At 73.5% G+C, this 25,508-nt stretch carries 22 protein-coding genes; 13 read left to right on the forward strand and 9 right to left on the reverse strand.

Features of this window, described 5'->3' with window-relative positions; genetic code table 11:
• Positions 1-41: 41 nt before the first annotated feature.
• Genes AC2RP6_RS06135 through AC2RP6_RS06145 form a run of 3 tightly spaced genes read left to right on the forward strand, consistent with a single transcriptional unit; the run spans position 42 to position 6,029 of the window.
• The gene (locus AC2RP6_RS06135) at positions 42-848 is read left to right on the forward strand and encodes a hypothetical protein (protein WP_486445240.1); all 807 of its coding nucleotides are present in this window, start codon (positions 42-44) and stop codon (positions 846-848) included.
• Positions 845-3,133, forward strand: coding sequence for an NHLP family bacteriocin export ABC transporter peptidase/permease/ATPase subunit (locus AC2RP6_RS06140; protein WP_486445241.1), 2,289 nt, complete (start codon positions 845-847; stop codon positions 3,131-3,133). The genes AC2RP6_RS06135 and AC2RP6_RS06140 overlap by 4 nt, the downstream gene beginning before the upstream one ends.
• 1 nt (position 3,134) lies before the next feature.
• Positions 3,135-6,029, forward strand: a complete 2,895-nt coding sequence (locus tag AC2RP6_RS06145) for an NHLP bacteriocin export ABC transporter permease/ATPase subunit (protein ID WP_486445242.1) — start codon at positions 3,135-3,137, stop codon at positions 6,027-6,029.
• 16 nt (positions 6,030-6,045) lie between these two features.
• Here the strand turns inward: AC2RP6_RS06145 and AC2RP6_RS06150 are convergent, their stop codons facing one another.
• Positions 6,046-6,540: an ATP-binding protein gene (locus AC2RP6_RS06150; RefSeq protein WP_486445243.1), complete on the reverse strand. Its 495-nt coding sequence runs from the start codon at positions 6,538-6,540 to the stop codon at positions 6,046-6,048.
• A gap of 136 nt (positions 6,541-6,676) precedes the next feature.
• Between AC2RP6_RS06150 and AC2RP6_RS06155 the strand changes: the two genes are divergently transcribed.
• Positions 6,677-7,285: a TetR/AcrR family transcriptional regulator gene (locus AC2RP6_RS06155; RefSeq protein ID WP_486445244.1), complete on the forward strand. Its 609-nt coding sequence runs from the start codon at positions 6,677-6,679 to the stop codon at positions 7,283-7,285.
• An 82-nt stretch (positions 7,286-7,367) separates the two neighbouring features.
• On the forward strand, positions 7,368-7,523 hold the full coding sequence (locus AC2RP6_RS06160; protein WP_486445245.1) for a hypothetical protein: 156 nt from the start codon (positions 7,368-7,370) through the stop codon (positions 7,521-7,523).
• A gap of 48 nt (positions 7,524-7,571) precedes the next feature.
• On the opposite strand, the gene AC2RP6_RS06165 is transcribed toward AC2RP6_RS06160, so the two are convergent.
• Positions 7,572-7,880 (reverse strand): hypothetical protein, encoded by a 309-nt coding sequence (locus AC2RP6_RS06165; protein WP_486445246.1) that lies wholly within the window; start codon positions 7,878-7,880, stop codon positions 7,572-7,574.
• Between the two features lie 236 nt (positions 7,881-8,116).
• On the opposite strand from AC2RP6_RS06165, the gene AC2RP6_RS06170 reads away from it, so the two are divergent.
• Entirely contained in the window at positions 8,117-9,055 is a 939-nt protein-coding gene (locus tag AC2RP6_RS06170; RefSeq protein WP_486450232.1) for a 5'-nucleotidase, read from the forward strand.
• Here the strand turns inward: AC2RP6_RS06170 and AC2RP6_RS06175 are convergent.
• Positions 9,045-9,785, reverse strand: coding sequence for an NIPSNAP family protein (locus AC2RP6_RS06175; RefSeq protein ID WP_486445247.1), 741 nt, complete (start codon positions 9,783-9,785; stop codon positions 9,045-9,047). The genes AC2RP6_RS06170 and AC2RP6_RS06175 overlap by 11 nt on opposite strands.
• Positions 9,786-9,883: 98 nt before the next feature.
• Here AC2RP6_RS06175 and AC2RP6_RS06180 point away from each other — a divergent pair, with 98 nt between their 5' ends.
• Both AC2RP6_RS06180 and AC2RP6_RS06185 read left to right on the forward strand, forming a co-directional pair.
• A complete protein-coding gene (locus AC2RP6_RS06180; RefSeq protein ID WP_486445248.1) occupies positions 9,884-10,876 on the forward strand; it encodes a helix-turn-helix transcriptional regulator in 993 nt (330 codons plus the stop codon).
• Between the two features lie 276 nt (positions 10,877-11,152).
• Positions 11,153-12,235, forward strand: coding sequence for a helix-turn-helix transcriptional regulator (locus AC2RP6_RS06185; protein ID WP_486445249.1), 1,083 nt, complete (start codon positions 11,153-11,155; stop codon positions 12,233-12,235).
• Here AC2RP6_RS06185 and AC2RP6_RS06190 read toward each other — a convergent pair.
• Positions 12,226-13,197 (reverse strand): SDR family oxidoreductase, encoded by a 972-nt coding sequence (locus AC2RP6_RS06190; protein WP_486445250.1) that lies wholly within the window; start codon positions 13,195-13,197, stop codon positions 12,226-12,228. The two genes, AC2RP6_RS06185 and AC2RP6_RS06190, sit on opposite strands and share 10 nt — an antisense overlap.
• A gap of 211 nt (positions 13,198-13,408) precedes the next feature.
• Between AC2RP6_RS06190 and AC2RP6_RS06195 the strand changes: the two genes are divergently transcribed.
• A complete protein-coding gene (locus AC2RP6_RS06195; protein WP_486450233.1) occupies positions 13,409-13,975 on the forward strand; it encodes a DM13 domain-containing protein in 567 nt (188 codons plus the stop codon).
• 535 nt (positions 13,976-14,510) lie between these two features.
• Here the strand turns inward: AC2RP6_RS06195 and AC2RP6_RS06200 are convergent.
• The 3 genes from AC2RP6_RS06200 to AC2RP6_RS06210 all read right to left on the reverse strand — a co-directional run bounded on the left by AC2RP6_RS06200 (position 14,511) and on the right by AC2RP6_RS06210 (position 18,466).
• On the reverse strand, positions 14,511-15,818 hold the full coding sequence (locus AC2RP6_RS06200; protein WP_486445251.1) for an acyltransferase family protein: 1,308 nt from the start codon (positions 15,816-15,818) through the stop codon (positions 14,511-14,513).
• Between the two features lie 3 nt (positions 15,819-15,821).
• Entirely contained in the window at positions 15,822-17,897 is a 2,076-nt protein-coding gene (locus tag AC2RP6_RS06205; RefSeq protein ID WP_486450234.1) for a bifunctional polysaccharide deacetylase/glycosyltransferase family 2 protein, read from the reverse strand.
• Between the two features lie 143 nt (positions 17,898-18,040).
• Positions 18,041-18,466 carry a hypothetical protein gene (locus AC2RP6_RS06210; protein WP_486445252.1) on the reverse strand — a complete coding sequence of 142 codons (426 nt, stop codon included), beginning with the start codon at positions 18,464-18,466 and terminating at the stop codon, positions 18,041-18,043.
• A 617-nt stretch (positions 18,467-19,083) separates the two neighbouring features.
• Between AC2RP6_RS06210 and AC2RP6_RS06215 the strand changes: the two genes are divergently transcribed.
• On the forward strand, positions 19,084-19,800 hold the full coding sequence (locus tag AC2RP6_RS06215; RefSeq protein WP_486445253.1) for a glycoside hydrolase family 16 protein: 717 nt from the start codon (positions 19,084-19,086) through the stop codon (positions 19,798-19,800).
• 141 nt (positions 19,801-19,941) lie between these two features.
• Here AC2RP6_RS06215 and AC2RP6_RS06220 read toward each other — a convergent pair whose 3' ends face one another.
• The gene (locus AC2RP6_RS06220; protein WP_486450235.1) at positions 19,942-20,799 is read right to left on the reverse strand and encodes an EamA family transporter; all 858 of its coding nucleotides are present in this window, start codon (positions 20,797-20,799) and stop codon (positions 19,942-19,944) included.
• A 73-nt stretch (positions 20,800-20,872) separates the two neighbouring features.
• Here AC2RP6_RS06220 and AC2RP6_RS06225 point away from each other — a divergent pair, with 73 nt between their 5' ends.
• The 3 genes from AC2RP6_RS06225 (at position 20,873) to AC2RP6_RS06235 (ending at position 23,382) form a co-directional block, all read left to right on the forward strand.
• Positions 20,873-21,721 (forward strand): MurR/RpiR family transcriptional regulator, encoded by an 849-nt coding sequence (locus AC2RP6_RS06225; protein ID WP_486445254.1) that lies wholly within the window; start codon positions 20,873-20,875, stop codon positions 21,719-21,721.
• A 77-nt stretch (positions 21,722-21,798) separates the two neighbouring features.
• Positions 21,799-22,485: a hypothetical protein gene (locus AC2RP6_RS06230; protein WP_486445255.1), complete on the forward strand. Its 687-nt coding sequence runs from the start codon at positions 21,799-21,801 to the stop codon at positions 22,483-22,485.
• A 96-nt stretch (positions 22,486-22,581) separates the two neighbouring features.
• Positions 22,582-23,382, forward strand: coding sequence for a DUF1775 domain-containing protein (locus AC2RP6_RS06235; protein ID WP_486445256.1), 801 nt, complete (start codon positions 22,582-22,584; stop codon positions 23,380-23,382).
• Between the two features lie 51 nt (positions 23,383-23,433).
• On the opposite strand, the gene AC2RP6_RS06240 is transcribed toward AC2RP6_RS06235, so the two are convergent.
• Positions 23,434-25,326, reverse strand: a complete 1,893-nt coding sequence (locus AC2RP6_RS06240) for a copper resistance CopC/CopD family protein (RefSeq protein WP_486445257.1) — start codon at positions 25,324-25,326, stop codon at positions 23,434-23,436.
• Positions 25,327-25,508: the final 182 nt, after the last annotated feature.

The following is a 25,508-nucleotide window of genomic DNA, read 5'->3' on the forward strand; positions in this document are numbered from 1 at the left end:
CCCCGTGTCCCACCGTACGAATGCAGTTGAAGGAATAGTCCGTGCAGTTTCGCCAAAAGGCTCTTTCCAAGCTGCAATCGCCCGAGGAACTCGACCTGCCCGTTCGCTTCGCGCGCCCGCAGGGGCGACTGGTCCTGGCCGTGACGGTCCTCGTCATGGCGGCCGCGGCCTACTGGGCCTGCACGGGCACCGTGTCCTCCAAGCTCAGCGCGCCCGGCATCCTCACCCGGGCCGAGGGCAGCTACGTACTGCAGACGCCGGTCGCCGGACAGGTGACGGGCGTCCTCGCCGAGGAGGGCCAGACCCTGTCCGCCGGCGCACCACTGCTCAACGTCCGCACGGAGCAAGGCGAACGGCCCGTCCGCGTCGTGACCGGCGGACGCCTGACGACCCTGGTGGCCAAGGTGGGCTCCGTCGTCGCCACGGGTGCGGACGTGGCCACCCTGGAGCGCGTGAAGGACCCCGCGGACCCCCTGGTGGCCGTGCTGTACGTGCCGGGCGGCAGCGGCGCGGCGGTCCCCGTGGGCGCCCGCGTCGACCTGAGCGTCCAGTCCGTCCCGCAGCAGCGCTTCGGCACGCTGCGCGGACGCGTCACCGCCGTCGGCCGCGCACCCCTGACGCAGGCGCAGATCGCCGGCTTCCTCGGCGACGACGGGCTCGCCGAGCAGTTCTCCCGCCAGGGCGGCCCGGTGGCCGTCGTCGTACGGCTCGAACGCTCCTCCTCCACCGAGTCCGGCTACCGGTGGTCCTCCGCGGAGGGACCCCCGTACGCCGTCGAGTCACGGACGCCCCTCACCGGCGCCGTGCACCTCGCCGCGCAGCGTCCCGTCGACTGGCTGCTGCCATGACCGCCCCGCAGCGCGGAGCACGGTCGCGACCGCACCTGCCGCCCGCCTCGCGCCGGCGCCACCGCCCCGAGCCGAAGCGCGGCGCGCGCCGCGGCCCCGCCCGCACTCCCGCGCCCGTACCCGGGGGCCGTACGCCCCGCCCCGTGCGCACGCCCACCGTGCTGCAGATGGAGGCGGTGGAGTGCGGTGCCGCCGCCCTGGCGATGGTGCTCGGCCACCACGGCCGCTTCGTCCCCCTCGAAGAGCTGCGCATCGCCTGCGGGGTATCCCGCGACGGCTCCCGCGCCAGCAATCTCCTCAAGGCCGCCCGCGGTTACGGGCTGAAGGCCAAGGGCATGCAGATGGACCTGTCCGCCCTCGCCGAAGTGCGCGGCCCGGCCGTCCTGTTCTGGGAGTTCAACCACTACGTCGTCTACGAGGGCACGGCCCGGCGGTTCGGACGCCGGGGCGTCTACGTCAACGACCCCGGCAAGGGGCGCCGGTTCGTCCCGATGGACGAGTTCGACACCAGTTTCACCGGGGTCGTCCTCACCTTCGAGCCCGGCGACGGCTTCCGCCGGGGCGGCCGGAGGCCGGGGGTCATGGCCGGCATGCCGGCGCGTCTGCGCGGTACGTCGGGCACCATGGCCGCGGCCGTGGTCTGCAGCCTCCTCCTCGTCGCGGTCGGCGCGTCGGTCCCGGCGCTGAGCCGCACGTACATCGACATGTTCCTCATCGGGCAGCAGACGTCCCTGCTCGGCGTGCTGTTCGCCTCGATGGCCGTGGCCCTCGTCCTCACGGCGACCCTCACCGCGCTGCTCCAGGCCAACCTGCTGCGCGGGCGCGTCATCTCCACCACGCTCGGCAGCGCCCGCTTCTTCCGGCACCTGCTCAGGCTTCCGGTCACCTTCTACTCCCAGCGCAACCCGGCCGACCTGGCCCAGCGGCTCCAGTCCAACGACGCGGTCGCCGAGACCCTCGCCCGTGACCTGTCCGCCGCGGCGGTGGACGCCGTGGTGATCGTGCTCTACGCCGTGCTGCTGTGGACGTACGATCCGCAGCTCACGCTCGTCGGGGTGGCCGTGGCACTGCTCAACGTGGTCGCCCTGCGGGTCGCGATCCGGGTGCGCGCCACCGGTACCCGCAAGCTGCGCGCCGAGAGCGCCCGGCTGACCAACACCTCGTACAGCGGTCTGCAGCTCATCGAGACGATGAAGGCGACGGGCGGCGAGAACGGCTTCTTCCGCCGCTGGGCCGGACAGCACGCGGTCACCCTCGACGTCCAGCAGCGGCTCGGCGTGCCCGGCGCGTGGCTGGCGATCGTCGCGCCCACACTGGCGGCGTTCAACAGCGCGCTGATCCTGACGATCGGCGGCCTGCGGGCCGTGGAGGGGCACCTCACCGTGGGTCTGCTCGTCGCCTTCCAGGCCCTGGTCACCAGCTTCACCGCGCCGATCTCCCGACTGGGCGGCGTCGCCGGCCGGATCCAGGACTTCGCGGCGGACGTCGCCCGCCTGGAGGACGTCGAGAACTTCCCCGTCGACCCGGTCTACGCCCGGCGCGAGCCCGCCGCCTCCACCCGGCGCCTCAAGGGGCACGTGGAGCTGGACGGCATCACCTTCGGCTACAGCCCGCTGGACCCCCCGCTGTTCGAGGGCTTCTCGCTCTCGGTCGGACCCGGCCGGCAGGTCGCGCTCGTCGGCGGTTCCGGCAGCGGCAAGTCCACCGTCTCCCGGCTGATCTCCGGCCTGCACACCCCGTGGGCGGGCGCCATCCGCATCGACGGGATACGGCTGGAGGACATCCCGCGCGGCGCACTCGCCGCGTCCGTCTCCTTCGTGGACCAGGACGTCTTCCTCTTCGAGGGCACCGTCCGCGACAACGTCACGCTGTGGGACCCCACCATCGCGGACGAGGCCGTCGTCGCCGCGCTGGAGGACGCCGCCGTGCACGAGGTGGTGGCCCGCCGCCCCGGCGGCATCCACAGCCGGGTCGAACAGGACGGCCGCAACTTCTCCGGCGGCCAGCGCCAGCGCCTGGAGATCGCGCGGGCCCTGGTGCGCCGGCCCAGCGTCATGGTGCTCGACGAGGTGACCAGCGCCCTGGACGCGGTGACCGAGCAGGTCATCATCGACAACCTGCGCCGCCGCGGCTGTGCCTGCGTGGTGATCGCCCACCGGCTGAGCACGGTGCGTGACAGCGACGAGATCGTCGTGCTCGACCGGGGCACGGTCGTGGAACGCGGCCGTCACGAGCAACTGCTCGCCGCCGGGGGCGCGTACGCCGCACTGGTCAAGGAGCACTGAGGTGACGTACCCGCACCACACGGCCGCCGCCGTCGACACCGCCGCCGCGGCCACCGTGCCCGACCCGGTCGTCGCCGCCCTGGGCAGCCTGGGCGCGCCCGTCGACTGCGCGGGCGTGCGCAGCCTGTCCCTGGAGGGGCCGCTCGTCCTGTGGCTGGTGGTCGAGGGCGAGCTGGACCTGTTCGCCGTGGATGCGGCGCCGGCCGGGCACTGGCACTTCCTGGGCCGGCTGGAGCCGGGCACCCTGCTGCTGGGTCCGGCCGAGGGCCCCGGGCACACCCTGGCCGCCCGGCCCCTCCAGGGCTGCCGGCTGCGCCGCATCGAACTGCGGGAGCTCTACCGGCCGGAGTACCCGCAGCACCCCCCGCACCCCGGGTACGCGCACCACCCCCGGTACGGGGAGTACGGCGGGTACGGGGAGGCCGCCGCGGCACCGCCGAGCCCGCTGGAGGACGCCTTCGCGCGCGGCATCGGCCGCGGTCTGCGCGTGCTGTTCGAGGCACCGCTCGACGGTGTGGCCGGCGCCGAACCGGGCGCGGCCGACGACGACATCCTGTGGATGCGGATCGCCCCCGGCAGCGTCCGGTACGGCGCCGTGTACGAGGCCGAGCCGGTCGGCACCCTCCTCGTCGACGCGGCGATGTGGCAGGGCATGGTCGACCAGCAGTACCGGCTGCTGTACGCCCTGGACGGCCGGATCGAGCAGCTGGAGCGCGCGCACGAGGACCGTACGGCCGCCGGGATCGAGGCGGGCCGCGCCGCACTCACCCAGGCCGACCGGACGCTGCTGGCGTCCATCGCCCGCTCCCGCCGTGACCACCACCGGGCGGCGGGCGTCGACGCGACCTTCGCCGCGTGCCGCGTCGTGGCCGACGCGGCCGGCATCGCCCTCACGCCGCCGGGCGGCACCGGAACCACGTCCGATGAGCTCGATCCCGTGGAACGCGTCGCGCTCGCCTCCCGGATCCGGACCCGCCCGGTCCGCCTCGCCGGACGCTGGTGGCGGGAGAACAGCGGGCCGCTGGTGGGCCGGCGCGAGAAGGACGGCGCCCCGGTCGCCCTGCTGTGGCGGCGCGGCGGCTACGAGGTGGTCGACCCCGCCACCGGCACGCGCGAACGGGTCGCCAAGGCCGGCCCGGCCGCTTTCGCACCGCGCGCCGTCATGCTCTACCGGCCGTTGCCCGACGCGCGGGTGGGCCTGCCGGCCCTGCTGCGATTCAGCATGCGCGGGACCCTGCCCGAGCTGCGCAGTCTGCTGCTGGGCGGGCTGGTCTCGGTCGTCCTGGCCGCGCTGGTGCCGATCGGTACGGGCCGGGTCCTCGGCCGGTACGTCCCGCAGGGCGAGAACGGCCTGATCGTGCAGACCGGGGTGGCGCTGATCGCGACCGGCATCGTCTCGGCGGTGTTCATGCTGCTGCAGAACACCTCGCTCCTGCGCATGGAGGGCCGTGTCGAGGCGACCTTGCAGCCGGCGGTGTGGGACCGCCTGCTGCGCCTGCCGACGACGTTCTTCGCGGGCCGCTCCACCGGCGAACTGGCGGGCGCGGCCATGGGCGTCAGCTCCGTCCGCCGCGTCCTGTCCGGGATCGGCCCGGTGTGCGTGCAGGCGGGCACGGTCGGCGTGGTGAACCTGGTGCTGCTGCTCGTCCACAGCGTGCCGCTGGCGATGGCGGCGCTGGCCATGCTGGTCGTCATCGCCGTGGTCTTCCTGCTCCTGGGGTTGTGGCAGCTGCGCTACGAACGCCGCCTGAACAGGCTCGGCCACCGGCTGGCCAACCAGGCCTTCCAGACGCTGCGCGGCCTGCCCAAGCTGCGCGTCGCCGCGGCCGAGAGCTTCGCGTACGCGGCCTGGGCGAGGGAGTTCGCCCGTACCCTCGAACTGCACCAGCGCATCGGCCGGATCCAGAACGTCAGCACGGTCCTCGGGGCCGTCTACCTCCCGCTGTGCACGCTGGTGATGTTCGTGCTGCTGGCCGGCCCGGCCCGCGGCGCCCTGTCCGCCGGCGAGTTCCTCACCTTCAGCACGTCGCTGACGATGCTGCTGTCGTCGGTGACGCAGCTGACCGGGGCGCTGGTCTCGGCCGCTTCGGTGCTGCCGATGTTCGAGCAGATAGCGCCCGTCCTGCGGGAGACGCCCGAGGTGGCCCGCTCCAGTACCGCGCCGGGAGAACTGACCGGCGCGGTCGAGGCGAAGAACCTGTCCTACCGCTACGCCGGCGACGGCCCGCTCGTGCTCGACGACGTCAGCCTGCGGGTCGGACCGGGCGAGTTCGTCGCGATCGTCGGAGCCAGCGGCTGCGGCAAGTCCACGCTGCTGCGGCTGCTCATCGGCTTCGACGAGCCCGCCTCGGGCAGCGTGCTCTACGACGGCCAGGACCTCGCGGCGCTGGACCGGACGGCCGTGCGCCGCCAGTGCGGCGTCGTCCTGCAGAACGCCCAGCCCCTCTCCGGCTCGATCCTCGACTGCATCCGCGGCGCCGGTTCGTTCACGCTCGAAGAGGCGTGGGAGGCCGCCGCGTCGGCGGGCCTGGCGGAGGACATCAAGGCCATGCCGATGGGCATGCACACGATCCTGTCCGACGGCGGCGGCACCGTTTCGGGCGGCCAGCGCCAACGGCTCATGATCGCCCAGGCCCTCATCCGCAAGCCGCGCGTCCTGTTCCTCGACGAGGCGACCAGCGCGCTGGACAACGAGGCCCAGCGCGTGGTCATCGATTCCACCCGCGCCCTGCGGACCACCCGCCTCGTGATCGCCCACCGCCTCTCCACGGTCATGGACGCCGACCGCGTGATCGTCATGGCGGAGGGCCGGATCGTCCAGCAGGGCCCCCCGGCCGATCTCCTCGCCGATCCGTCCGGTTTGTTCCACACCCTGGTCCACCGCCAGTTCGGATGACCGACCGGCCGCGGTGTCACCGACGGTACGGCGCGGGGGCGGTGCCGACGCCGCGGTCGGGGACGGCACCTCGGTCGGGGGCCGCACAACTGCGGTCGGGGACGGCGCCGCGGTCGGGAATGGCCAGTTCGAACCAGGTCGTCTTGCCGGTGCCGGTGCGGTCGCTGCCCCAGTCCTGGGCCAGGGCACGGACGAGGTCGATGCCGCGTCCGCCCTCGGCGTCGGTGCCGGCGGTGGACGGGACCGGGCGGGCCGGGCTCGCGTCCTCCACCTCGCACCGCAGGAGGTCTCCGTACACGCGCAGATTGACCCGGACGGGTCCGTGGGCGTGCAGCAGGGAATTCGTGATCAGTTCGCTGACCAGGAGCCGGGAGGTGTCGGTGATCTCGTGGAGCCCCCAGGACGACAGGTGCGCCGTGAGAGCGCGCCTCGCTTCACCGACCGAGGACAATTCGCGCGCCACGGGCCAGGACGTGTTCCACACGCCGAGGCAGACGACCGGGGCGGCCATACCGATCACTCCGTTCACTCGTCACTGATCTTGTAGCAGTCGCTACATGTCAAAGATACACGTAGCGGTTGCTACAGTAAATATGTGCCATATAACGACATTGCGGACAGGCGATCCGGAGGGTGGGCTGACGGGCATGGGAAGAGCCGCTGACCTGGGCAAACGGGCCGAGCTGCTGCGCCGGGTCCGGGAGTACGTGGTCCGCAACGGACTGGCGGGGTTGTCCCTGCGCCCCCTCGCCAAGTCACTGGGCACCAGCGACCGCATGCTCCTCTACTACTTCGGCAGCAAGGAGCGGCTGGTCGCCGAGGCCCTCGCGCAGGACGAGGGGCGCCCGCTGGCGCTCCTGCGGCAGGCACTCGGCGCCGCGGGCGCGCCCACGGACGCCGCGGGCATGCGCCGCGTACTGGAGGAGCTGTGGGGCCGGTTCACGGCTCCGGAGCGCCGGGACATCCTGCCCGTGACCTTCGAGGTGATGACGGCCAGCGTGCTCGACCCGGGCCGGTACGGGCCGGTCATGCGCGACACGCTCGGCCACTGGCGGCGCCTGCTGACGTCCGCGTTCACCGGCCTCGGCATGCCGGACGAGCGGGCGGCCGCCGAGGCGGTGCTCGTGGTCGACGCCACCCTGGGACTGCTCCACGCGCCGCTCGCGGACGGCGACTGGGACCGGGCCGCAGTGGCGTTCGACATGCTCCTCGACCGCCTCGAACCGGCATGGCGGCCCGCCGGGCAACCCGGTTGAAATCACCCTGAGTGTTTAGGAGCGCCGATTCCGGTAACACCAGGTAGTGACAATCAGTCAACACTCGAGGGAAGGCAGGAACATGAACGTCGTTACCGTGCTCGTCCTCGTCGCGGTCGTCGCAGTCGTCGCCCTTCTGATCGCGGCCCCCAGCGCCCCGGTGCGCCGCAACCCGTTCCCGGGCCGCGCGCGTCGAGCGGGCCTGCGCCGCTACCGCCGGGCCGACGGCATCCGCTAGCGAGTGTCGTGGGGTCGGGCGGCCCGGTGGGCCGCCCGACCCGTATCCCTAGTGGGGGGCCACCCGACAGGCCTCCGACGCCGTCGCGGCCGTGACGCCGGCGGCGGTGAGACCGGACACGCACTGGTCGTTGTCGCCCGTGAGGCCGACGTAACAGGCCATCCGGATCGAGTCCGGGGCCTCGCCGCCCTGGAGTTCGCGCTCCACCTGGTTGATGCAGGCCGTCACGTCCGCGTGGGCGGCCGGGGCGACCAGGGCCGCCCCGCCGAGGGCGAGGGCCAGGCCGGTGAGGACACCGGCGATGCGGGTCGACGCGCGCGTCGCCGTGCTGGGTGTCGTTCGGGATGTCGTGCGCAAGGGGATGCACCTGCTCTCGGTGTGCGGTCACCCGACCGGACGGCGAAGAGCCCGACGTGGCGCCCTGGCCCTGCATGCCGATTCCGGTCGCCTTGACCACCGTACGACCGCCTTCGTCCGCTCACGAGCGGGCGCCGTTCGCGGCACGGGGACGGGCCTGTATTTTCGGCATGTACGAACAGGTGATGATCGCGGTGGTCATCCTGACGTCGCACGTGACCAGCAGGGGGGACGTCATGAGGTACGACCTGTCCGACCGCCTCGTGGTCGGGATCGCCTCCAGCGCCCTGTTCGACCTGGCCGACTGCGACGCGGTGTTCCGCGAACAGGGCGAGGACGCCTACCGGGCCCACCAGGAGGCCCATGCGGACGACGTCCTGGCCAAGGGCGTGGCCTTCCCCTTCGTCCGGCGCCTGCTGTCGCTGAACGACCTCGCGGACCCGTCCGATCCGCTGGTCGAGGTCATCATCCTGTCGCGCAACGACCCGGACAGCGGCCTGCGGGTCATGCGCTCGATCGCCGCGCACGGCCTGCCCATCAGCCGCGCCGTCTTCCGGCAGGGCCGGTCGGCCCACCGGTTCATGCGCGCACTGAACATGTCCCTGTTCCTGTCGGCCGACGGGGCCGACGTCCGTCAGGCCGTCGCGGACGGACTGCCCGCCGGGCACGTGCTGCAGTCGGCCCGGATCGACGACGAGAACGACCCGGAACTGCGCATCGCCTTCGACTTCGACGGCGTGCTGGCGAGCGACTCCTCCGAGCGGATCTTCCAGGACGCCGGCCTGGACGGCTTCCGGGCGCACGAGGTCCGCAACGCGACCACCCCGCACGACCCGGGGCCCCTGAGCGAGTTCCTCGCGGGCATCAACCGCATCCAGCGCCGCGAGGAGGCCGCGCGGCGCGAGGACCCCGACTACCGGCTGCGGCTGCGCGTGTCCCTGGTCACCGCCCGGGACGCGCCGGCGCACGAACGTGCCGTGCGCAGCCTCAAGGGGTGGGGTCTGCGGGTCAACGACGCGTTCTTCCTCGGCGGCATCGACAAGGCGGCCGTGATGAGCGTCCTCGATCCGCACATCTTCTTCGACGACCAGGTCTCCCACCTGAACGGCACCGCGCCCGCCACCCCCAGCGTCCACGTGCCGTTCGGAGTCGTCAACGCACCTCTCACGACATGAGTGAGCGGCCCGTCGGCGCCAGCCGCAGCGTCCGGGGGGCCGCCGTCTGCGCCCGCCCGACGCCTGGCAGTACCCCGTCCCGCGCGGCGGGATGCGCGTGCAGCGCGGTGAGGTGCCGGCGGTGGGCGTCCTCGTCGCGGAACGAGGTGAGGACGACGGCCACGTTCTCCCCCGTGCGCACCGGCAGCCGGGGAAAGGTGTTGGCCGCCGGCTCCGTGGCGAACGCGGCGAGCGGCGCGGCTCCCGTGGCGCGGAGCAGCGGGAGGAGCCCGTCCCTGATCAGCGCGGTCCCGTCGGTTCGGCCCGGGGCGAAGGACCAGACCGTGGCGGACACGAACCGCTCGGGGGCCGGCGCACCGGGCCCGGGCCGCGCGGACGGGTCGGCGCGAGGTCCGCTGTCGTCCGTCAGCGGACGCAGGAGGAGGACGTCGTCGGAGTCCGCCATCGTGGCGTTGGCCCGGGGACCGTGGCGGGCCCAGACGGGGCCCCCGTAGAAGGCCGTCAACGCTGCGTGCCGTGCCGTCATGTCGGGGAAGCCGCGCAGCCAGACGAAGCGGTCCGGGTCGTCGAGGTCGCGGAACTGGCCGAGGACGGCCATGCCGGTCTCCTCCTGGGTCTCGACCAGCTCCCGGTCGAAGAGGTCGATGAGGTCGTCGCGCCGGCCGGGGCGCAGCGTGTACTGGCGCAGCTCGATCACGGCGAGGTGGCGGGCGGGGTCGATGGGCGGCACGGAGGGCTCCTGTTCCGTTCGGTCCGTTTGCGGGTACGGGCCGACGGTAGGCGGGCACCGTGCCAGGGGCTGTCAGGGTTTCCGGGGAGAATGGGCGCATGTCTGCCGGTCGTCTGCTGTCGGTCCTGCTGTTGCTGCAATCCCGCGGCCGCGTGTCCGCGCGGGCGATCGCCGAGGAGCTGGGCGTTTCCGTACGGACGGCCTACCGCGACGTGGAGCGGCTGCAGGGCGCCGGCGTGCCGGTCTGCGCGGAGCCGGGCCGTGGGGGCGGCTACCGGTTGCTCGACGGCTACCGCACCCGGCTGACCGGGATGAGCGAGGGCGAGGCGCGGGCGTTGCTCTTCGCCGGGCTGCCGGGCGCGGCCGCCGACCTGGGGCTCGCGGCGGAGGTGGCGGCGGCGCGGCTGAAGCTGCTGGCCGCGCTGCCGGCGGGGCCGCGGGAGGAGGCGGCGCGGACCGCGGCGGTGTTCCACGTGGACGCCCCGGGCTGGTACCGCGAGCCCGAACGCACGCCGTACCTTGCGGTGTTCGTCGACGCGACTCTGGCGCAGCGGGTCGTCGAGGCACGCTATCGCCGCTGGCGGGCGCCGCAGGAGGTGTCGCGCCTGCTGCGCCCGTACGGTCTGGTCCTCAAGTCCGGTGTCTGGTACGTCGTGGCCGCCGCGGAGAACGGTGATCGGGCGGCGACGTACCGGGTCGCCCAGGTCCTCGACGCGGTGCCGGCCGACGAACGCTTCGAGCGGCCGCGGGACTTCGACCTCGGTGCGTACTGGGCCTCGTACCGGGCGGACTTCGCGGCGCGCCGCTTCACGGGCACGGCCACGGTCCGCCTGTCCCCGCGCGGGCGGTTGCGCCTGCCCGACAACGTCGCGCCGGAGGTGGTGCGGGCGGTCGACGCCACCGCGACCCCGGTCGGCGCGGACGGATGGGTGGAGGCGGTCGTACCGACCGAGAGCACCGCGCACGCGTGCGGTGAACTGCTGCGGCTCGGCGCGGACGTGGAGGTCGTGGCTCCGGCCGAGTTGCGCCGGGCCATGGCCGACACGGTGGGCACGCTGGCCCGCTTCTACGGACGGCGGGGCCCCGCCTGAATTCCGCGGGCCGGGGTCACGGCCGGGGTCAAGGCCGGGGACGGCTTCATCCGGACGGGGATTCGGCGGCCGTCCGGCCGCCGTCCCGCCTACGGTGGAACCGGGCAGGGGGTCGTACCAGTCGCAGCCACCCTGCCGTTCGGCGGGTGACGGCCCCGAACCGTACCCCGCGCTCGTGGCCCCGGCAGCTCGCCGGGGCTGCGGAACCTCCGCCCCGCGACCGCGGTGACCGCACGGCAGGGGCTCGTATCCCGCGCGGTCCGTGATCCTTGAGGCATGCGCGCCGCCCGTCTGATCCGTATGGCCCTCCTCATCCAGTCGAGCCCCGGCCTGACCGCCGCCGCCCTCGCCCGCGAACTGGACGTGTCCGAGCGGACGGTGATCCGCGACGCCCAGGCGCTGCAGGAGGCCGGCATCCCCGTCCGCTCCGAGCGCGGCCGCACCGGCGGGTACCACCTGGCGCCCGGCTACCGGACCCGGCTGACCACGCTGCACCCGACCGAGGCGGAGACGCTGTTCCTGTCCGGGCTGCCGTCCGCGCTGCGGGACCTCGGGCAGTCGGACGCGGCGGACACCGCCCGGCTGAAACTGGCGGCCACTCTGCTCCCGTCCGTACGCGCGGCCGCCGAGGCGTCGGTGCGCCGCTTCCACCTCGACGCCCCGGCCTGGTTCCGCGAACCCGCCACCCCCGTGCTGCTGCCCGAGCTGGCCCGCGCGGTGTGGTCGGACCGCGCCGTCGAGCTGTCCTACGCCCGGCCGGGGCGCGACGGCGCGCCCCCTTCCACGGTGTCCCGGGTGGTGGAGCCGTACGGGCTCGTCCTGAAGGCGGGCACCTGGTACGTCGTGGCCCGGCTCCGGGACGGTGGCCGGGGAGGCAACGGGGACGCGGCCGACGGCGGTGGCTGGCGCACGTACCGCGTCGACCGCGTGACGGCCCTGGCGCCCGCCCCCGGCGGGCGGGAGACGTTCGTGCGCGACACGGACTTCGAGCTGGCCGCGCACTGGGAGGCACGCTCCCACGCGTTCGCCCGCGCGCTGCTGCGCACCACCGTCCGGGTGCGGCTGACCGGGCGGGGGCTGGCCCGGCTGCCGGCCGTCGTGGACGGAGCCGCCGTCGAGGACGCGCTGGCCTCGGCGGGCGCCCCGGACGCCGCCGGGCTGGTCACCCTCGACCTGCCCGCGGAGTCCGAGGACGTCGCGTACGACCAGCTGGCCCGGCTCGGCGCGGACGTCGAGGTGCTGGCCCCGGCGCCGCTGCGCGCCCGCTTCCGGGAGCGCGCGGCGGCCCTGGCCGCGCTCTACGGGGCCGGGGGCGGGGGCGGGGCCGGGGCCGGGGCCGGGCCGGGTGGTCAGCGGTAGTCCTCGGGGGAGGGCTGTTTCCCCGGGTGCAGGACGTCCTCGAAATACGCCCAGGCGTCGGGGCGGCTGCCGTCCAGGTCCCGCACCCCGTAGGTCCTCGCGAGTTCCCCGCTGGAGGTGGACCTCCCGTTCCAGCGGGCGGCCCGGCCCGGATCGGCGGCCAGTGCGGCGACCGCGCGGGCCAGGTAGTGCGGGGACTCGGCGACGGCGAAGGCCGGCTCCTGGGCGATCGCGTCGCGCCAGTTCTCCTCGGTCACCCCGAAGTGGGCGAGCATCTGCTCCGAGCGCAGGAAGCCTGGCGAGACCGCGACCGCGGTTCCGCCGTACTCGGCGAGTTCCTGGCCCAGCCCGAACGCGAGCCGGATCGGGGCGTTCTTCGCCAGGTCGTAGTACATGTTCTCGCGGTAGCGGCGGTTGTAGCGGGCGGTGCCGTCGGTGACCTCGACGTGCAGCGGCGCGTCCGAGCGGATCAGCAGCGGCAGCAGCAGTGCCGCGGTGATGACGTGCGAGCGCACGCCCAGTTCCAGGATGCGCAGGCCGTCGGCGAGCGGGGTCTCCCAGCTCTTCCTGCCGAAGACGGAGCCGGCGATGAGGTGCTCGCCGCCCCACAGGTCGTTGACGAGTACGTCGAGCCGCCCGTGATCCCGGTCGATCCGCCGGGCGAGGGAGCGTACCTGCTCCTCGTCGAGGTGGTCGGTGGGCACCGCGATACCGGTGCCGCCGGCCGCGGTGACCCACTCGGCGGTCTCCTCGATGGTTTCGGTCGTCCGGCCGACCTCGCTGACGCGGGTCCGGGTGGTGCGGCCGGTGACGTACACGGTCGCACCGGCCCAGCCGAGCTCGACGGCCTGCGCCCGTCCGGCTCCGCGAGTGGCCCCGGCCACAAGGGCGATCCGGCCCCCGAGGGGACGGGCGCAGTGGTCGTTCTGAACGGTTTCGATGGTCTGGTCCTCGTTGCTCATCCGTCCATCGTCCGAGCCAAGCCCGACAGTTCCTGTCACCTTTTCCCGCCGCCTGCCGGGTGACGTAAGACTTTCGTCACGGGTCAGGACATGGCACCGGGGTCCCCCGCCGCGTTGAATGGCGGTGAACGGACCGGTGAGCGGACCGGTGACGAAGTGGGGCGGGGCAGTGGTGGACGTGAAGAGGCGCGGTCGGGTGTGGGCCGCAGTGCTGGTCGCGGCGGTGGTCGTGCTGGGCATCGGCTCGTACTGGTTCCAGCCGTGGAAGCTGTGGCGGGACGAGACCGTCAGCGAGGCGCTGCCGGCGGCGGCCGCGCCGCAACGCTCCGCGGGCGGCGCGGGAAGCGCGGGCTCCGCGGGTGGCGCAGGGTCCGCGGGTGGGACGGGTGGCGCGGGTGGGACGGCCCCCTCGAACTCCGCGGGCCCGCAGACCCTCGCCCAGGGCACCCTGATCAGCCACGAGCACGCCACGACGGGCACGGCGAAACTGATCCGCCTGGCCGACGGGTCCCACACCCTCCGCCTGGAGGGCCTCGACACCAGTAACGGCCCGGACCTGCGCGTCTGGCTGACCGACGCCCCGGTGAAGGAGGGCGTCGCGGGCTGGCGGGTCTTCGACGACGGCAGGCACGTGAGCCTGGGCCGGCTCAAGGGGAACAAGGGCGACCAGAACTACGCGGTCCCGGCCGACGTGAACCTCGCCGACTACAGCAGCGTCACCATCTGGTGCGACCGCTTCGACGTCTCCTTCGGAGCGGCGGCCCTGACCCCGGCCTGACGCGCCGGGGCCGCCACGGCCACCTCCGCCGCCACGAACGGTCATGATGCGGCCCCCTTCCGACACTCATGGTCCGCAAGCATTCCGCTGGAGAACGTCAGCCCAGTAAGGGATCCTCCGATGCTCCGTTCCGGGACATGAGCCACCGCAAGCCGAAGCCGACGCAGCGGCTGGTGTCCCGGCGCAACGCTCCGGCCGGCACCGGCGGCGGACTCCTCGCCACCGCCCTCGGCGTCGTGGTCGATGTCGGCGGGACGCACTGGAGGCCCCATCCGGTGGAGACGCGCGGTCGAGACGTCCGGCTTCGCGAGCCGGCCGCTCACCGCACACCAGATGGACTCCCTCGCCCGGATCTACGCCTGGGGCATGGCCCAGCAGGGCCGGCCCCTCGAACCGGCTGCCACGCCGCAGGGCCGCAGGTGCGGCATCCACAGCATGGGCGGCCGCGCTTGGCGCGCCCACTCCTGCCCGGGTCCCCTCCGCTCCGCCCAGGCGGGCGAGGTACTCGGCACGGTCTCCGCACCCGGTACCTCCGCTAGGGGGTGTCCGGCGCGGACCGGCGGCGCCCCCGGCGGCCGCGGCCGCGGCGGGGGTACGGGAAGAGGCGGGGCGGGCGTCGGGCAGCGACGTCCTCGACCCAGCCGAAGGTGAGGACCAGCAGACCGAGCACGGGGATCGCCACCAGCAGCGTGAACCACTGGCTGGCCAGCAGCCACTGGAGGTTGTCGTAGAAGAAGGGGACGCTCCAGAGGGGGTCGATGAGCGGGACGGCGACCACCAGCGCGACCTGGTGCCAGAGGTAGACGCTGACGGCCCGTGCGTTGAGCAGACCGACGAGGCCGTTCCAGCGTTCCAGCGGCTTGGGCCACCGGTCCCAGGACGGGCTGACGTGGAGCAGAATCGCGACGAAGCCGAAGGACCAGAGGGCCTGGGCGATCGGCCAGGCCTCGATGTCGGTCGCAACGGTCGGGTCCACCGGCCTGGTCTGCAGGTACCACAGGCTCGCCACCATGATCAGCGGCGCGACGGAGGGCAGCACGTACTGCGGGATCTTCTTGAGCAGGCCCTCCTGGTGGGCCATGCCGAGGATCCAGCAGGCGCCGAAGGTGGCGAAGTCGTTGGCGGACTCCCAGACCCGGCTGTAGACGAACTCCTGGTCGGCGAAGAACGCGTTCATGACGACGACCGCCGCCGGCGGCGCGGCCAGCGTCAGCAGCGGGAAGCGTCGCAGGGCCCGCAGCAGCAGCGGCGAGAGCAGGAGGTACCAGAGGTAGGCCCTCAGGTACCAGAGCGGCACGGTGATCTGCAGGGCCCAGGTGGGCTCCACGTGCTGGAACCCGGTCAGCGCCTCGGCGTAGGGCGGGGTGCTCAGCGGCAGGACCCAGAAGGCCAGCTTGGACCACCACCAGACGGGGTGGCCCTCGGACCGGGGGCCCCAGCCGTCGAGGATCTGCAGGGCGACCAGGACGGCACCGAACACCCACATCGGCGGCAGCAGGCGGCGCAGCCGGCCGCGGATCACGCCGAGGGCGGGACGGCTGAGCGAGCGGGCCATCAGCGAGCCTGCCAGCGCGAACATCACGCCCATCGACGGGAAGACGAGCGGCAGCCAGAACCAGCCGAAGTTGTGGTAGAGCACCACGCGGCCCAGCGCCAGCGCGCGCAGCAGGTCGAGGTAGCGGTCGCGGCCGGGCCCGGGCGCGGCCGCCGCCTGCGGGTTCTCCTGCGGGGCGGGCCCGGGTGCGGATCTCTGTACCGGCGCTGCCGGATCGGCGCGCAGTGCGGCGGGTACGCGCAACTGCAGGGTGTCCCGGGTACGTCCGGGGCCGAAGGATGCGGTCACGGGTCAGGCCTCCACCGGTACGGCGACCTCGCCGGTACGCCGGAGCTTCTGCCAGCGCAGTCGGCCGCCCGTCATCGCCGTGATCGCGGACTGCAGCAGGACGATGTACATCAGCTGCCGGTACACCAGTTGCTGGATCGGGAGGCTGATCAGGTGCCACGGCTTTTCGCGGTCGAGCCGGAAGGCGTACCAGGACAGCGCGGCCTGGAGGAGGATGAAGCCGCCCCAGCTGGTGAGGGTGACGGGGGCGTCCCCGAACAGCACGCCGTAGAGCAGGAACAGGTCGACGAGCGGGGCCAGGAGCGGGGCGACCACGCCGAACAGCACCACGAGCGGCAGTCCGAGCCGGCCGAAGCGGCCGGCCGGGCCGCGTGAGGTCACTGCGCCCCGGTGCTTCCACATCGCCTGCATGCTGCCGTAGCTCCAGCGGTACCGCTGGGACCAGAGCTGCTGGAGGCTGGCGGGCGCCTCGGTCCAGGCGCGGGCGTGCTCGGCGTAGACGACCCGCCAGCCGTCGCAGAGCACCGCGATGGTGATGTCGGTGTCCTCGGCGAGGGTGTCGTCGCTCATCCCGCCGACCCGTCGCAGGGCCTCCTTGCGGAACGCGCCGACGGCGCCGGGGATGGTCGGGATGACACCCAGCATGTCGTACATCCGTCGGTCCAGGTTGTGGCCGAGGACGTACTCGATGTGCTGCCAGGCTCCGATCAGACTGTCGCGGTTGCCGACCTTGGCGTTGCCCGCGACCGCGCCGATCGCCGGGTCGGCGAAGGGCTGGACCAGCTCGCGGACGGTGGACGGCTCGAAGACGGTGTCGCCGTCCATCATCACGACGATGTCGTACGAGGCGGCCGCGATGCCGGTGTTGAGCGCACTGGACTTGCCGCCGTTGGCCTGTCGGACGAGCCGGACGAACGGCAGGGCCATCTCCTCGACGATGTCCGCGGTGCCGTCCGTGGAGCCGTCGTCGATGACGATGACCTCGATCGGATGGTCACTGGCGGCGAGCGAGTGGAGGGTGTTGGCGATGCACTCGCGTTCGTTGTACGCGGGGACGAGTACGGTGACCGGCTCGCTGACGGGCGGCCCCCAGGCGTCCCGCCGCTTGGCGCGGCGGGCGTGGACCGGCGCGAGGACGAGCATCAGCGCGAACCGCCCGAAGTTGAGGAAGCCGACGAGGGCCAGCAGGCCGACCAGCACCGGCAGGGTGAGCACGGCGACCCTGGTGGCCCAGATGAACCCCTTGCCCGCCCACAGCTGGAAACCGTGCACGGGCACGGTCGCGCTCGACGCGCTCAGCGCCTCGGAGATGGTGGTGAAGCGGTAGCCCTGCGCCTGCAGCCTGTCGATGATCTGCGCGAGTGCGGCGACGGTCTGGGTACGGTCGCCGCCCGCGTCGTGCAGCAGGATCAGCGCGCCCGCACCGGGCTTGGCGGGCATCGCCGCCTTGACGATGGCGTCCACGCCGGGGCGCTTCCAGTCGTCGGTGTCGCGGTCGATGAACGCGGTGAGGTAGCCGCGCGCACCCACGTACTTGATCACCGGGTAGTTCCAGTCGTCCATCGCGGTGGCGTCGGAGGAGTACGGCGGACGGAACAACGCGCTGTGGACGCCCGCGACGCCGGCCAGCGCCAGCTGCGTCTGGGCCAGTTCCCAGCTGGTGCGGGCGTGGGACTGGTAGACGAGGTCGGGGTGGGTGAAGGTGTGCACGCCGAGTTCGTGGCCGCCCGCGACGATCTGCCGGATCAGCTCCGGGTTGCGCGTGGTCATCGCGCCGGTCACGAAGAAGTCCGCGCGGACCTTGCGGGACGCGAGCACCTCGAGGATCTTCGGGGTCCACTCCGGCGAGGGACCGTCGTCGAAGCTCAGCACCGCGGTGCGGTCGGGGACGTGGTAGCTCACCGGGTGCTCGTTCCGGGAGCCCCGCGCGTCGATGATCGGACCGCCCTTGAGCAGTTCGACGGGCACGGTCGTCTTGTCGACCGAGATCGCGATACGGGAGTCGTGGAACGCCTCGTTGGTGGCGAGGCCGCGCAGGACGAGCAGGGCGAGCAGGCAGGCCAGCAGGGACAGCGGCATGAAGAAGCGCAACGGCGGCGCGGCCAGTCGGCGCGGCCTCAGCGGGGACTGCCGGCGGCGCTGGTGGCGGGACAATGACGCTCCTGGAAACAGTGGTGCGGGTAACCGGGTAACCGGATGAGGCGATCAGGTGGATCGGGTGATCAGGGTTGCTTGCCCGGTCGGCCCGAGGGCTTCGCCCCGCGCTGCGCGGTGGTCGCGGGCCCGGGCGTGACGGCCGCCTTCGACGGGGCGGCCGAGGCGGTCCGCGTCCCGGGCGCAGCGGAGCGCGCCACCGGCCGTTGCGGGGGCGTGGGCTTCGACGAGGACGCCGGGGCCGCCGGGGACGACCGGCCCGCGGAGGGCAGTACCGACGGCGACGGCGTGGGCGAGTGCGCGGGCTGTACGGGAATGCCCATCGCGGGGGCGTCCGCCTGCACACCGATCAGGCTGCTCCCCATGGCCACCGCAAGGATGGCGCCGATCAGCGAGACCGGCCATCCGAAGCCTCGCAGCAGGCGGCCGCGCAGACCCGACTGGTCGACGAACACCGGTGAGGTGGTGGGCTCCTCGACGGGCGCGCCGGACACTCCATGGTGTTTCGTATGTGCCGATCCGCGCTGGACGGACGTCTTGGCTGGGCGCACCGTGCGAGGCCTTTCATTGCAGGGTACGTAGACCGCGGGATCGCAGGGCGAACGCTAGTGCACCGGCCGGGAGCGACTTGAGCCCGATGTCGGGATATGAGCTGATCTACTCGGGGGTCGTGACCGGATCGAAACGGAATGCGTCGTACCGGTTAGTAGGTGCGACCGGCGCCTCCGCGTGGCGGTCGACGGCGTACGGGCCGCCCCGGGGCTGCCTCTCGGTGGTCGTCCGCACGGTCGGAGCGCGCCTTAGGATGACGCCCTCATCGGTTCGGCCGGTGACGATCCCCCCTGCAGCGGGCGTGTCCAGGCACCGCCTCAACGTCCCAAGGAGCCCAAGTGAGCCAGCCCCGCCGCACCCCTCGCCGCCGCGCGTGGAGCGCGCTCGCGCTGCCCGCCCTGCTGTGCGCGCTCGCTGCGTGCTCCGGCGGCCCCGGTGACGACGGCGCCGCGCCCGCCCCCAGCACCTCGCCGGCCCGGCCGGCCCGCCGGGAACCCTGTTCGACACCTTCCGCTACAGCGGCCCGGACGATCCCGCGCTCGCCGCCCACGGCTGGGAGGTGCGTACGGGCGGGGGCGGGCCCGGGATCAAGGACAGCTGGACCACCGCCGGCGCCGCGTTCCCCGCCGACGCGACGGCCCAGGGCGGCAGGGTCCTGCAGCTGCGGTCCGTCACCGACGGCACCGCGGCGGGCACGCAGCAGACCGAACTCCAGGGCACCGGCAAGAACCTCTTCACGGGGACCTTCGCGGCCCGGGTCCACTTCAGCGACAGGCCCACGAGCGGCCGCAACGGCGACCACGTCGTCCAGACCTTCTTCCCGATCTCCCCTTCCGACGACTCGGCGGACTACAGCGAGCTCGACTTCGAGTACCTGCCCAACGGCGGCTGGGGCACGGCGGGTCCCCGGCTCGACACCGTCAGCTGGTACAAGGCCGATCCGCCGGACCGGGTCAGCCACACGCTCAAGCAGCGTACGGAGGGCTGGCACCTCCTGATGGTCACCGCCATGAACGGTAAGGTCACGTACTCCCTCGACGGCAAGGAGCTGTTCACAAGCTCCGGCAAGTACGTCCCCCGCGAGAAGATGGACGTCCACTTCAGCAACTGGTTCATCGACACTCCCGCCACCGGCGGCCCGCGCACCTGGGACATGAAGGTCAACTGGGTCTACTACAAGGCCGATGAGGCCCTCTCCCAGGCGGACGTCCAAAAGACGGTGGACGCCTTCTACGCCGCGGGCACCCCCTACGTCAACACGGTCCCCAAGCCGTGAGCAGCCCCCTGGTTCACACCGCGGCGGGGAACCGCGCTGCAGCGATGCCTCCGCATCGGGTTGCTGCGCCCGCGCTGTCGGCACGGGCCCGGCCACCTCGTTCCCGGCACGACCGGCTGGAGCACGTCGGAGGGCCTTGCGTCAGGGGGCGGCGGCGAGTTGGAGGAGGGTGATGCCCGCCAGGACGGTGACGCTGGCGGTGATACGCCGGTGGCCGAGGCGTTCGCGGAACACCACCGCGCCGATCAGCGCTCCGAAGACGATGCTGGTCTCCCGCAGGGCGGCGATGGTGGAGAGGTCGCCGCGGGACTGCGCCCAGACGACGAGCCCGTACGCCAGCAGCGAGAGCAGTCCGCCGGCCAGCCCGCGGCCGCACAGCGGGCGCAGGGCGGTGAGCAGGGCCGGACCCCGGCGGGCCCAGGCGATGACGGGGAGGACGAGTCCCTGGCAGAGGAAGAGCCAGGCGATGTAACCGAAGACGCTGCCGGAGACGCGGACGCCGCTGCCGTCGACGAGGGTGTAGGAGGCGATCATCACGCCGGTCCCCAGCGCCGCGGCCAGCGCGGGCAGTTGGGCGCGGCCGGGGATCCCGTCGGCGAGGGCGAGACCGGCCAGGCCGCAGGCGACGACCCCGATGCCCAGGGCCTGGCCGGCGGGCATCGAGTGGCCGAGCAGGGTGGTGGACACCAGGGCCACCACGACGGGCGAGGTGCCCCGGGCAGTGGGGTACATCTGGCCGAAGTCGCCGAGCTGGTAGGCCCGCAGGAGCAGCAGCTGGTACGCGACCTGCAGCGCGGCGGAGGCGGCGATGTACGGCCAGGCCGCCGGGGCGGGCGGCGGCGCGAGGCAGACGAGGACGGCTCCGCAGCCCGCGGAGGCCAGGCTGATGAGGGTGAAGCCCGCCAGTTTGTCGCGCAGACCGTGGGTGAGGCCGTTCCAGACGGCGTGCAGCACCGCCGAGGCGAGGACGACGGCGGGCACGGCGGCCGCCCCCGTCATGGACGGCAGGATCGCGGACACGGTCGCTCCTCACGTCAGGCCGTGGAATGAATTTCCTTGCTAGGATCATTGCATGGAACTGCATTCCACAGCGTCCGGGGGGCTCGCCGCCCACGTCCGGGCCCACCTGCCCGAGCTGCGTGACACCGAGGCCCGGGTGGCCCAGGTCGTCCTCGACAAGGGCGCGGACCTGGTGCACCTCAGCGTCAGCGATGTCGCGGCGCTGGCCGGGACCGCGCCGTCCACCGTGGTGCGGGCCTGCCAGCGCCTGGGGTTCCGCGGGTACCAGGAGCTGAAGATCGCCGCCGCCCGGCAGGTCCCCGCCCAGGAGCCCTCCCAAGAGCAGGACCCGGCCGCCCGCGCCCTGGCCGACACGGTGCGCGCCGGCCGGGAAGCACTGGACGCGGTCACCGCGACGGTGACCCCGGAGCGGCTGCGCGCGGCGGCCGAGCTGATCGACACGGCCGGCCGGGTCCTGGTCGTCGGCGCGGGACTGTCCGGCGCGGTCGCGCTGGACACCGCGTACCGGCTGCGCGCACTGGGCAGCGCGGTCGACGCGCCGGCCGACCCGCTGACCGCGCAGCTGGCCGCCGCGACCCTGACGGCCGCCGACGTCTGCCTGGCCATCAGCCACACCGGCGCCACGCGCAGCACCGTGGACGCCGCGCGGGGCGCGCGGCGGGCCGGGGCCCGGGTCGTCGCCGTCACCAGCTACGCCCGCTCACCGCTGAGCGGGGCCAGCGACTGCACGCTGGTCGCGGGCGGCCAGGACCTGGTGTTCGGGCTCGAGACCGTCGCCAGCCGCCTGGCTCACCTCACCGTGATCGACGCCCTCGCGCTCACCCTGCTGGGGCTGCGCGGAGCCCCGGCCGAAGCGGCCCTGCGGCTGTCGGCCGACGTCACGGTCGACCACTCGTACTGAGCGCCGCGCGGGAAAACTGCTCCTGCCTTGACAGTTCGGATCATGCACGGCGGGGGCGGGGCGATGATGAGCCGGACATGACCGACGCCCGGGCAGGGATGCGCTCGTGTCCGCGGCCCGGTCGGGCGAGCGGACGGTGGCTGCGGGCTGCCGCGTTCACCGTGCTCGGCACGGTGCCGGCCGCCGCGGCCCATCCGCTGGCGTTCGGTGACCAGACGTCGTGGTGGCGAACGGCGGGCGGAGCGGCATGCGTTCTGAGTCCGTCGTGGCTCGCGGCGCGGCGGTCCCGCCCGCGGTGGCAGGTGGTCGCGGCCTCCGGCCTCGCCCGACCCGTGTTGCACCGGGCCCTGTCCGTCCAGCAGCCCGGACCGCACGGGCACGCCGAGGTCCACGGCGCCGAGGCTCACGGCGCCGCGTCGCACGTCGTGCGCACGGCGCACCGGAGCACCTGGGGGATGGCGGCGGCCCACTGCGTCGCCGCCCGCGTGATGGCGCTGCTCATGTGCCGCGCGGACCGGGCGCTCAGCCGCCTGCCGGACACCATGGGCCGCTGGGCCCGGCGGGCGGTGGCGGCGGCCGTCGCGGCCATCGGTGTCCGCTGTCGGCGGCATCGGCGGACGTACGTACGCAGCGGGCCCGGACCGGGCCCGCTCGACGCCCCGCACCCGGTGCCGGTGGCGGCCCGGGTGCTGTGCGGCGCGGTGGTGCGCCGCGGCCCTCCCGTCCGGTGCGCAGGAGACGTTCCGCTGATCCCGGCGGGCTGAACGGTCATCCCGCTCCCCGAGGCCCGCTCCCCGTACCGAGAGGGTTCCTTCGCCATGCACACCCCGCACAGCAGGCTCACGTCCCACAGCAGGCTCATGGTTCACAACAGGCTCACCTCGCAGACCCTGCGCGGCTCGCACACCCTGCGCGGCTCCCGCGCCCGCCTCCCGTTGCGCCGCCTCGGCCTCGCGGCCACCGGCGCGATGGTGCTCCTCGGTCTCGCGGCCGGACCGGCAGCCGCCCACGCCGAAGTGTCCGCCTCCGACCCGCGCGCCCTCGCCGAGAACGTGACCCTGTCCTTCACCTCCGAGGCGGAGTCGGACACCGCCGGCATCGCCGAGCTGCGGGTGTTCCTCCCCCAGGGCATCGCCCCGGACGCCGTGACCCTCAAGGAAGCGCCCGCGGACTGGAAGCTGACCGCCACCCCCGACGGGTTCAGCGTCGGCGGTGCGGCGCTGGCGACCGGCACCGACGCCGATTACAGCATCACGGTGCGCCAACTGCCCGACGCGAAGGCCCTCGCCTTCAAGACGCTGGAGACGTACGGCGACGGCAAGGTCTCCCGGTGGATCGAGGTACCGACGGACGGCCGGAAGGTCGACAATCCGGCCCCGCTCCTCATGCTGCAGCCCGCCGCGCCCGGCGCGAAGCCGATCGCCGCGAGCCCGTCGGCCACGCCTCCCCCGGGCGCTCCGGCCGCCCCGCCGTCGTCCTCGGCTGCGCCGACGCCGGCCGCGTCCGTGGACGCCCGGGCGGCGAATGCGGCGGATGCGACGGGCGCGGCGGATTGGGGGAACAGCACCGGCACCGGCACCGTCCTGGCAGGGATCGCAGCCGTCGTCGTACTCGGCGGCGCGGGTGCCGTCTGGTGGGCGCGCCGCGGCCGACAGGCCTGATCCACGAGGCCGGGAAGGGCCGGGAAGGGCGGGGCCTGGGCGGGCGGTGGACTACTTCGCCGGTCGCCCCGGCACCGGAGTGATGTTGACGCTTCCGCGCACGGTGACCTGGTCGATCTCGCTCGTACGCACCGTGATGTTCAAGGTCCACTCGCCGGGCATGGGCAGTTGCAGGTCGTAGACGGCCCAGAACCCCTTCTGGTTCTTGAGTTCGGCGTCGATGGGGCCGATTCCCAGCTTCTCCTGGGTGAGGGTGAGCCGGAGTTCGGGCACGGTGGCGAGCCCACCGTCCGCGCTGAACACCACGGCCTCGACCGTGTTCTCCCCCACGCGCCCCGGTGCCAGCGTGACCTGCACGGTGCCCTGGTGGCCGGGCTTGCCCATGTCGAAGGGCACCGTGGCCACCTTGGCCTGCGGCTCCTGCGTCGCCGCTGCCACCGCGGCCGCGATCTCGGCCTCGGCACGGCTGGGCTGAGTGCCCGTCAGCAGGGTGGACGCCGCCAGGACCACGACGCCGAGCACCGCCTCCACGGCGACGGTCCGGCGCAGGGCGCGCCGGGGTACGCCGTCCTCCGACAGCGGCGGCCGGACGCCCTCGCTTCCCTCTCCCCCACCGCGTACTTCGCCCTCTGCGGGCACCCCGGTCGCAGCGGGCTCGGCAGGGCCGCCGACCGCGGCCTTGACCCGCTCGGGCTCGCGCACCGTCGTCGTGGCGGCGCCCGGAGCGGCCTCGTGCAGGAGGCGGGCGGTCCAGCGGCGGGCGAACGACGCCACTCCCACGACGAGGACCACGACGGCGACCTTGACGACGAGCGTCTTCCCGTACGCCGTGGTGGTCAGCGCCTCCCAGGAGCCGACCTGCCGCCACGACTGGTACACCCCGGTGCCGACCAGAACGGCGACGGCGGCGAAGGCCGTCGTGGAGAAGCGGCCGACCGCGGCCGCCGGGACCGTACGGCCTTCGGCTCCCCGGCTCCGCAGGACGGCCGCCAGGGTGATCAGGCCGCCCAGCCAGACCCCCATCGCCAGCAGGTGCAGCACGGCGACGGGGATCGCGAGCGGCACCTGGATGCCGGCGGAGGCGTGCTCGGCGGCGGCCCAGGTGCAGGCCAGTCCCAGGGCGAGCGCCAGCCCGGTCCAGCGGACGCGGGGCTCGTGCAGCCGTACGGCGCACCGTTTCAGCAGCACGGCGGCCACGGCCAGGAGCACCAGCCGGGCGACCAGCGCGAGCCCGGGGCGCCCGCCGAGGGTCCGGCCCAGCTGCGACAGGTCGACGACCGAGGTCAGACGGCCGGCCGTCTCGTAAGGGGCGCGCAGCAACAAGAGGGCCGCGGTGGACGCCGCCAGCACGATCGCACCCGTGGCCAGCAGTCTGCGCACCGGCCGGGCCGCCGCGCCGCCGGGCAGGCACACGGCGACGAACGCGGCGGCGCCGACGAGGAGCGCGAGCCCGCCGTAGGCGAGGTAGCGGAAGAACGCGTAGAGGCGGCCGACGACCGAGTCGTCCAACGACGCGTCCGGCACCACCGCTGCGGTCTCTGACGGTCGGCCCACGGAGAACACGAACGCGCCGGAGATGGGGTGGCCGTCGGCGGAGACCACCCGCCAGGCCACCGTGTACGTACCCTCGGGCATCTTGTCCGACAGTTGCACGCGCGCGGTGTTGCTCTTGCCGTCCGCGTACTGGGCCGGGGCGGGATTCACCCGCTGGTTCTCCGGCGACAGGACGCGCACCGAGTCCTCGGAGAACGTCACGGACTCGGTGAAGGTGAGCGTGACCTGCCGCGGCGCCTCCTTCAGGACGGTGTTGTCGGCGGGGTCGGAGCCACTGAGGCTCGCGTGGGCGAAGGCCGACCCCGCCCCTCCGACGAGCAGCGCGCATACGGCGGCGAGCAGCGCCAGTACGGTCAGCGAGGTCCGGGCGGGACGCGGTACTGGGCGCATGAGCAGGCAGCCTCCGGGGTTGCGTCAGCGGTGCAGGGCCCGCGGCGACGGCCGGACCGGCGCCGCCGGGCGGTGCGCGCACGGAGATCCGGACGATAGTGGCGCCGCCCGGCCCGGAGGGTTTGTTGAGCAACTTCCGCTAAAGAGCACCGCCGGAGCGTCCACCGGAGGCAGAGTGGATC

The sequence above is a fragment of the Streptomyces sp. WAC03905 genome, from assembly GCF_057371075.1.

What these genes read in the sequence shown, in the direction of transcription:
- AC2RP6_RS06140 (WP_486445241.1), top strand. Translation starts at nt 845, where the DNA reads ATGACCGCCCCGCAGCGCGGAGCACGGTCGCGACCGCACCTGCCGCCC.
- AC2RP6_RS06150 (WP_486445243.1), bottom strand. Translation starts at nt 6,540, where the DNA reads ATGGCCGCCCCGGTCGTCTGCCTCGGCGTGTGGAACACGTCCTGGCCC.
- AC2RP6_RS06155 (WP_486445244.1), top strand. Translation starts at nt 6,677, where the DNA reads ATGGGAAGAGCCGCTGACCTGGGCAAACGGGCCGAGCTGCTGCGCCGG.
- AC2RP6_RS06160 (WP_486445245.1), top strand. Translation starts at nt 7,368, where the DNA reads ATGAACGTCGTTACCGTGCTCGTCCTCGTCGCGGTCGTCGCAGTCGTC.
- AC2RP6_RS06170 (WP_486450232.1), top strand. Translation starts at nt 8,117, where the DNA reads ATGAGGTACGACCTGTCCGACCGCCTCGTGGTCGGGATCGCCTCCAGC.
- AC2RP6_RS06180 (WP_486445248.1), top strand. Translation starts at nt 9,884, where the DNA reads ATGTCTGCCGGTCGTCTGCTGTCGGTCCTGCTGTTGCTGCAATCCCGC.
- AC2RP6_RS06185 (WP_486445249.1), top strand. Translation starts at nt 11,153, where the DNA reads ATGCGCGCCGCCCGTCTGATCCGTATGGCCCTCCTCATCCAGTCGAGC.
- AC2RP6_RS06190 (WP_486445250.1), bottom strand. Translation starts at nt 13,197, where the DNA reads ATGAGCAACGAGGACCAGACCATCGAAACCGTTCAGAACGACCACTGC.
- AC2RP6_RS06205 (WP_486450234.1), bottom strand. Translation starts at nt 17,897, where the DNA reads ATGCCGCTGTCCCTGCTGGCCTGCCTGCTCGCCCTGCTCGTCCTGCGC.
- AC2RP6_RS06220 (WP_486450235.1), bottom strand. Translation starts at nt 20,799, where the DNA reads ATGACGGGGGCGGCCGCCGTGCCCGCCGTCGTCCTCGCCTCGGCGGTG.
- AC2RP6_RS06225 (WP_486445254.1), top strand. Translation starts at nt 20,873, where the DNA reads ATGGAACTGCATTCCACAGCGTCCGGGGGGCTCGCCGCCCACGTCCGG.
- AC2RP6_RS06230 (WP_486445255.1), top strand. Translation starts at nt 21,799, where the DNA reads ATGACCGACGCCCGGGCAGGGATGCGCTCGTGTCCGCGGCCCGGTCGG.
- AC2RP6_RS06235 (WP_486445256.1), top strand. Translation starts at nt 22,582, where the DNA reads ATGGTTCACAACAGGCTCACCTCGCAGACCCTGCGCGGCTCGCACACC.
- AC2RP6_RS06240 (WP_486445257.1), bottom strand. Translation starts at nt 25,326, where the DNA reads ATGCGCCCAGTACCGCGTCCCGCCCGGACCTCGCTGACCGTACTGGCG.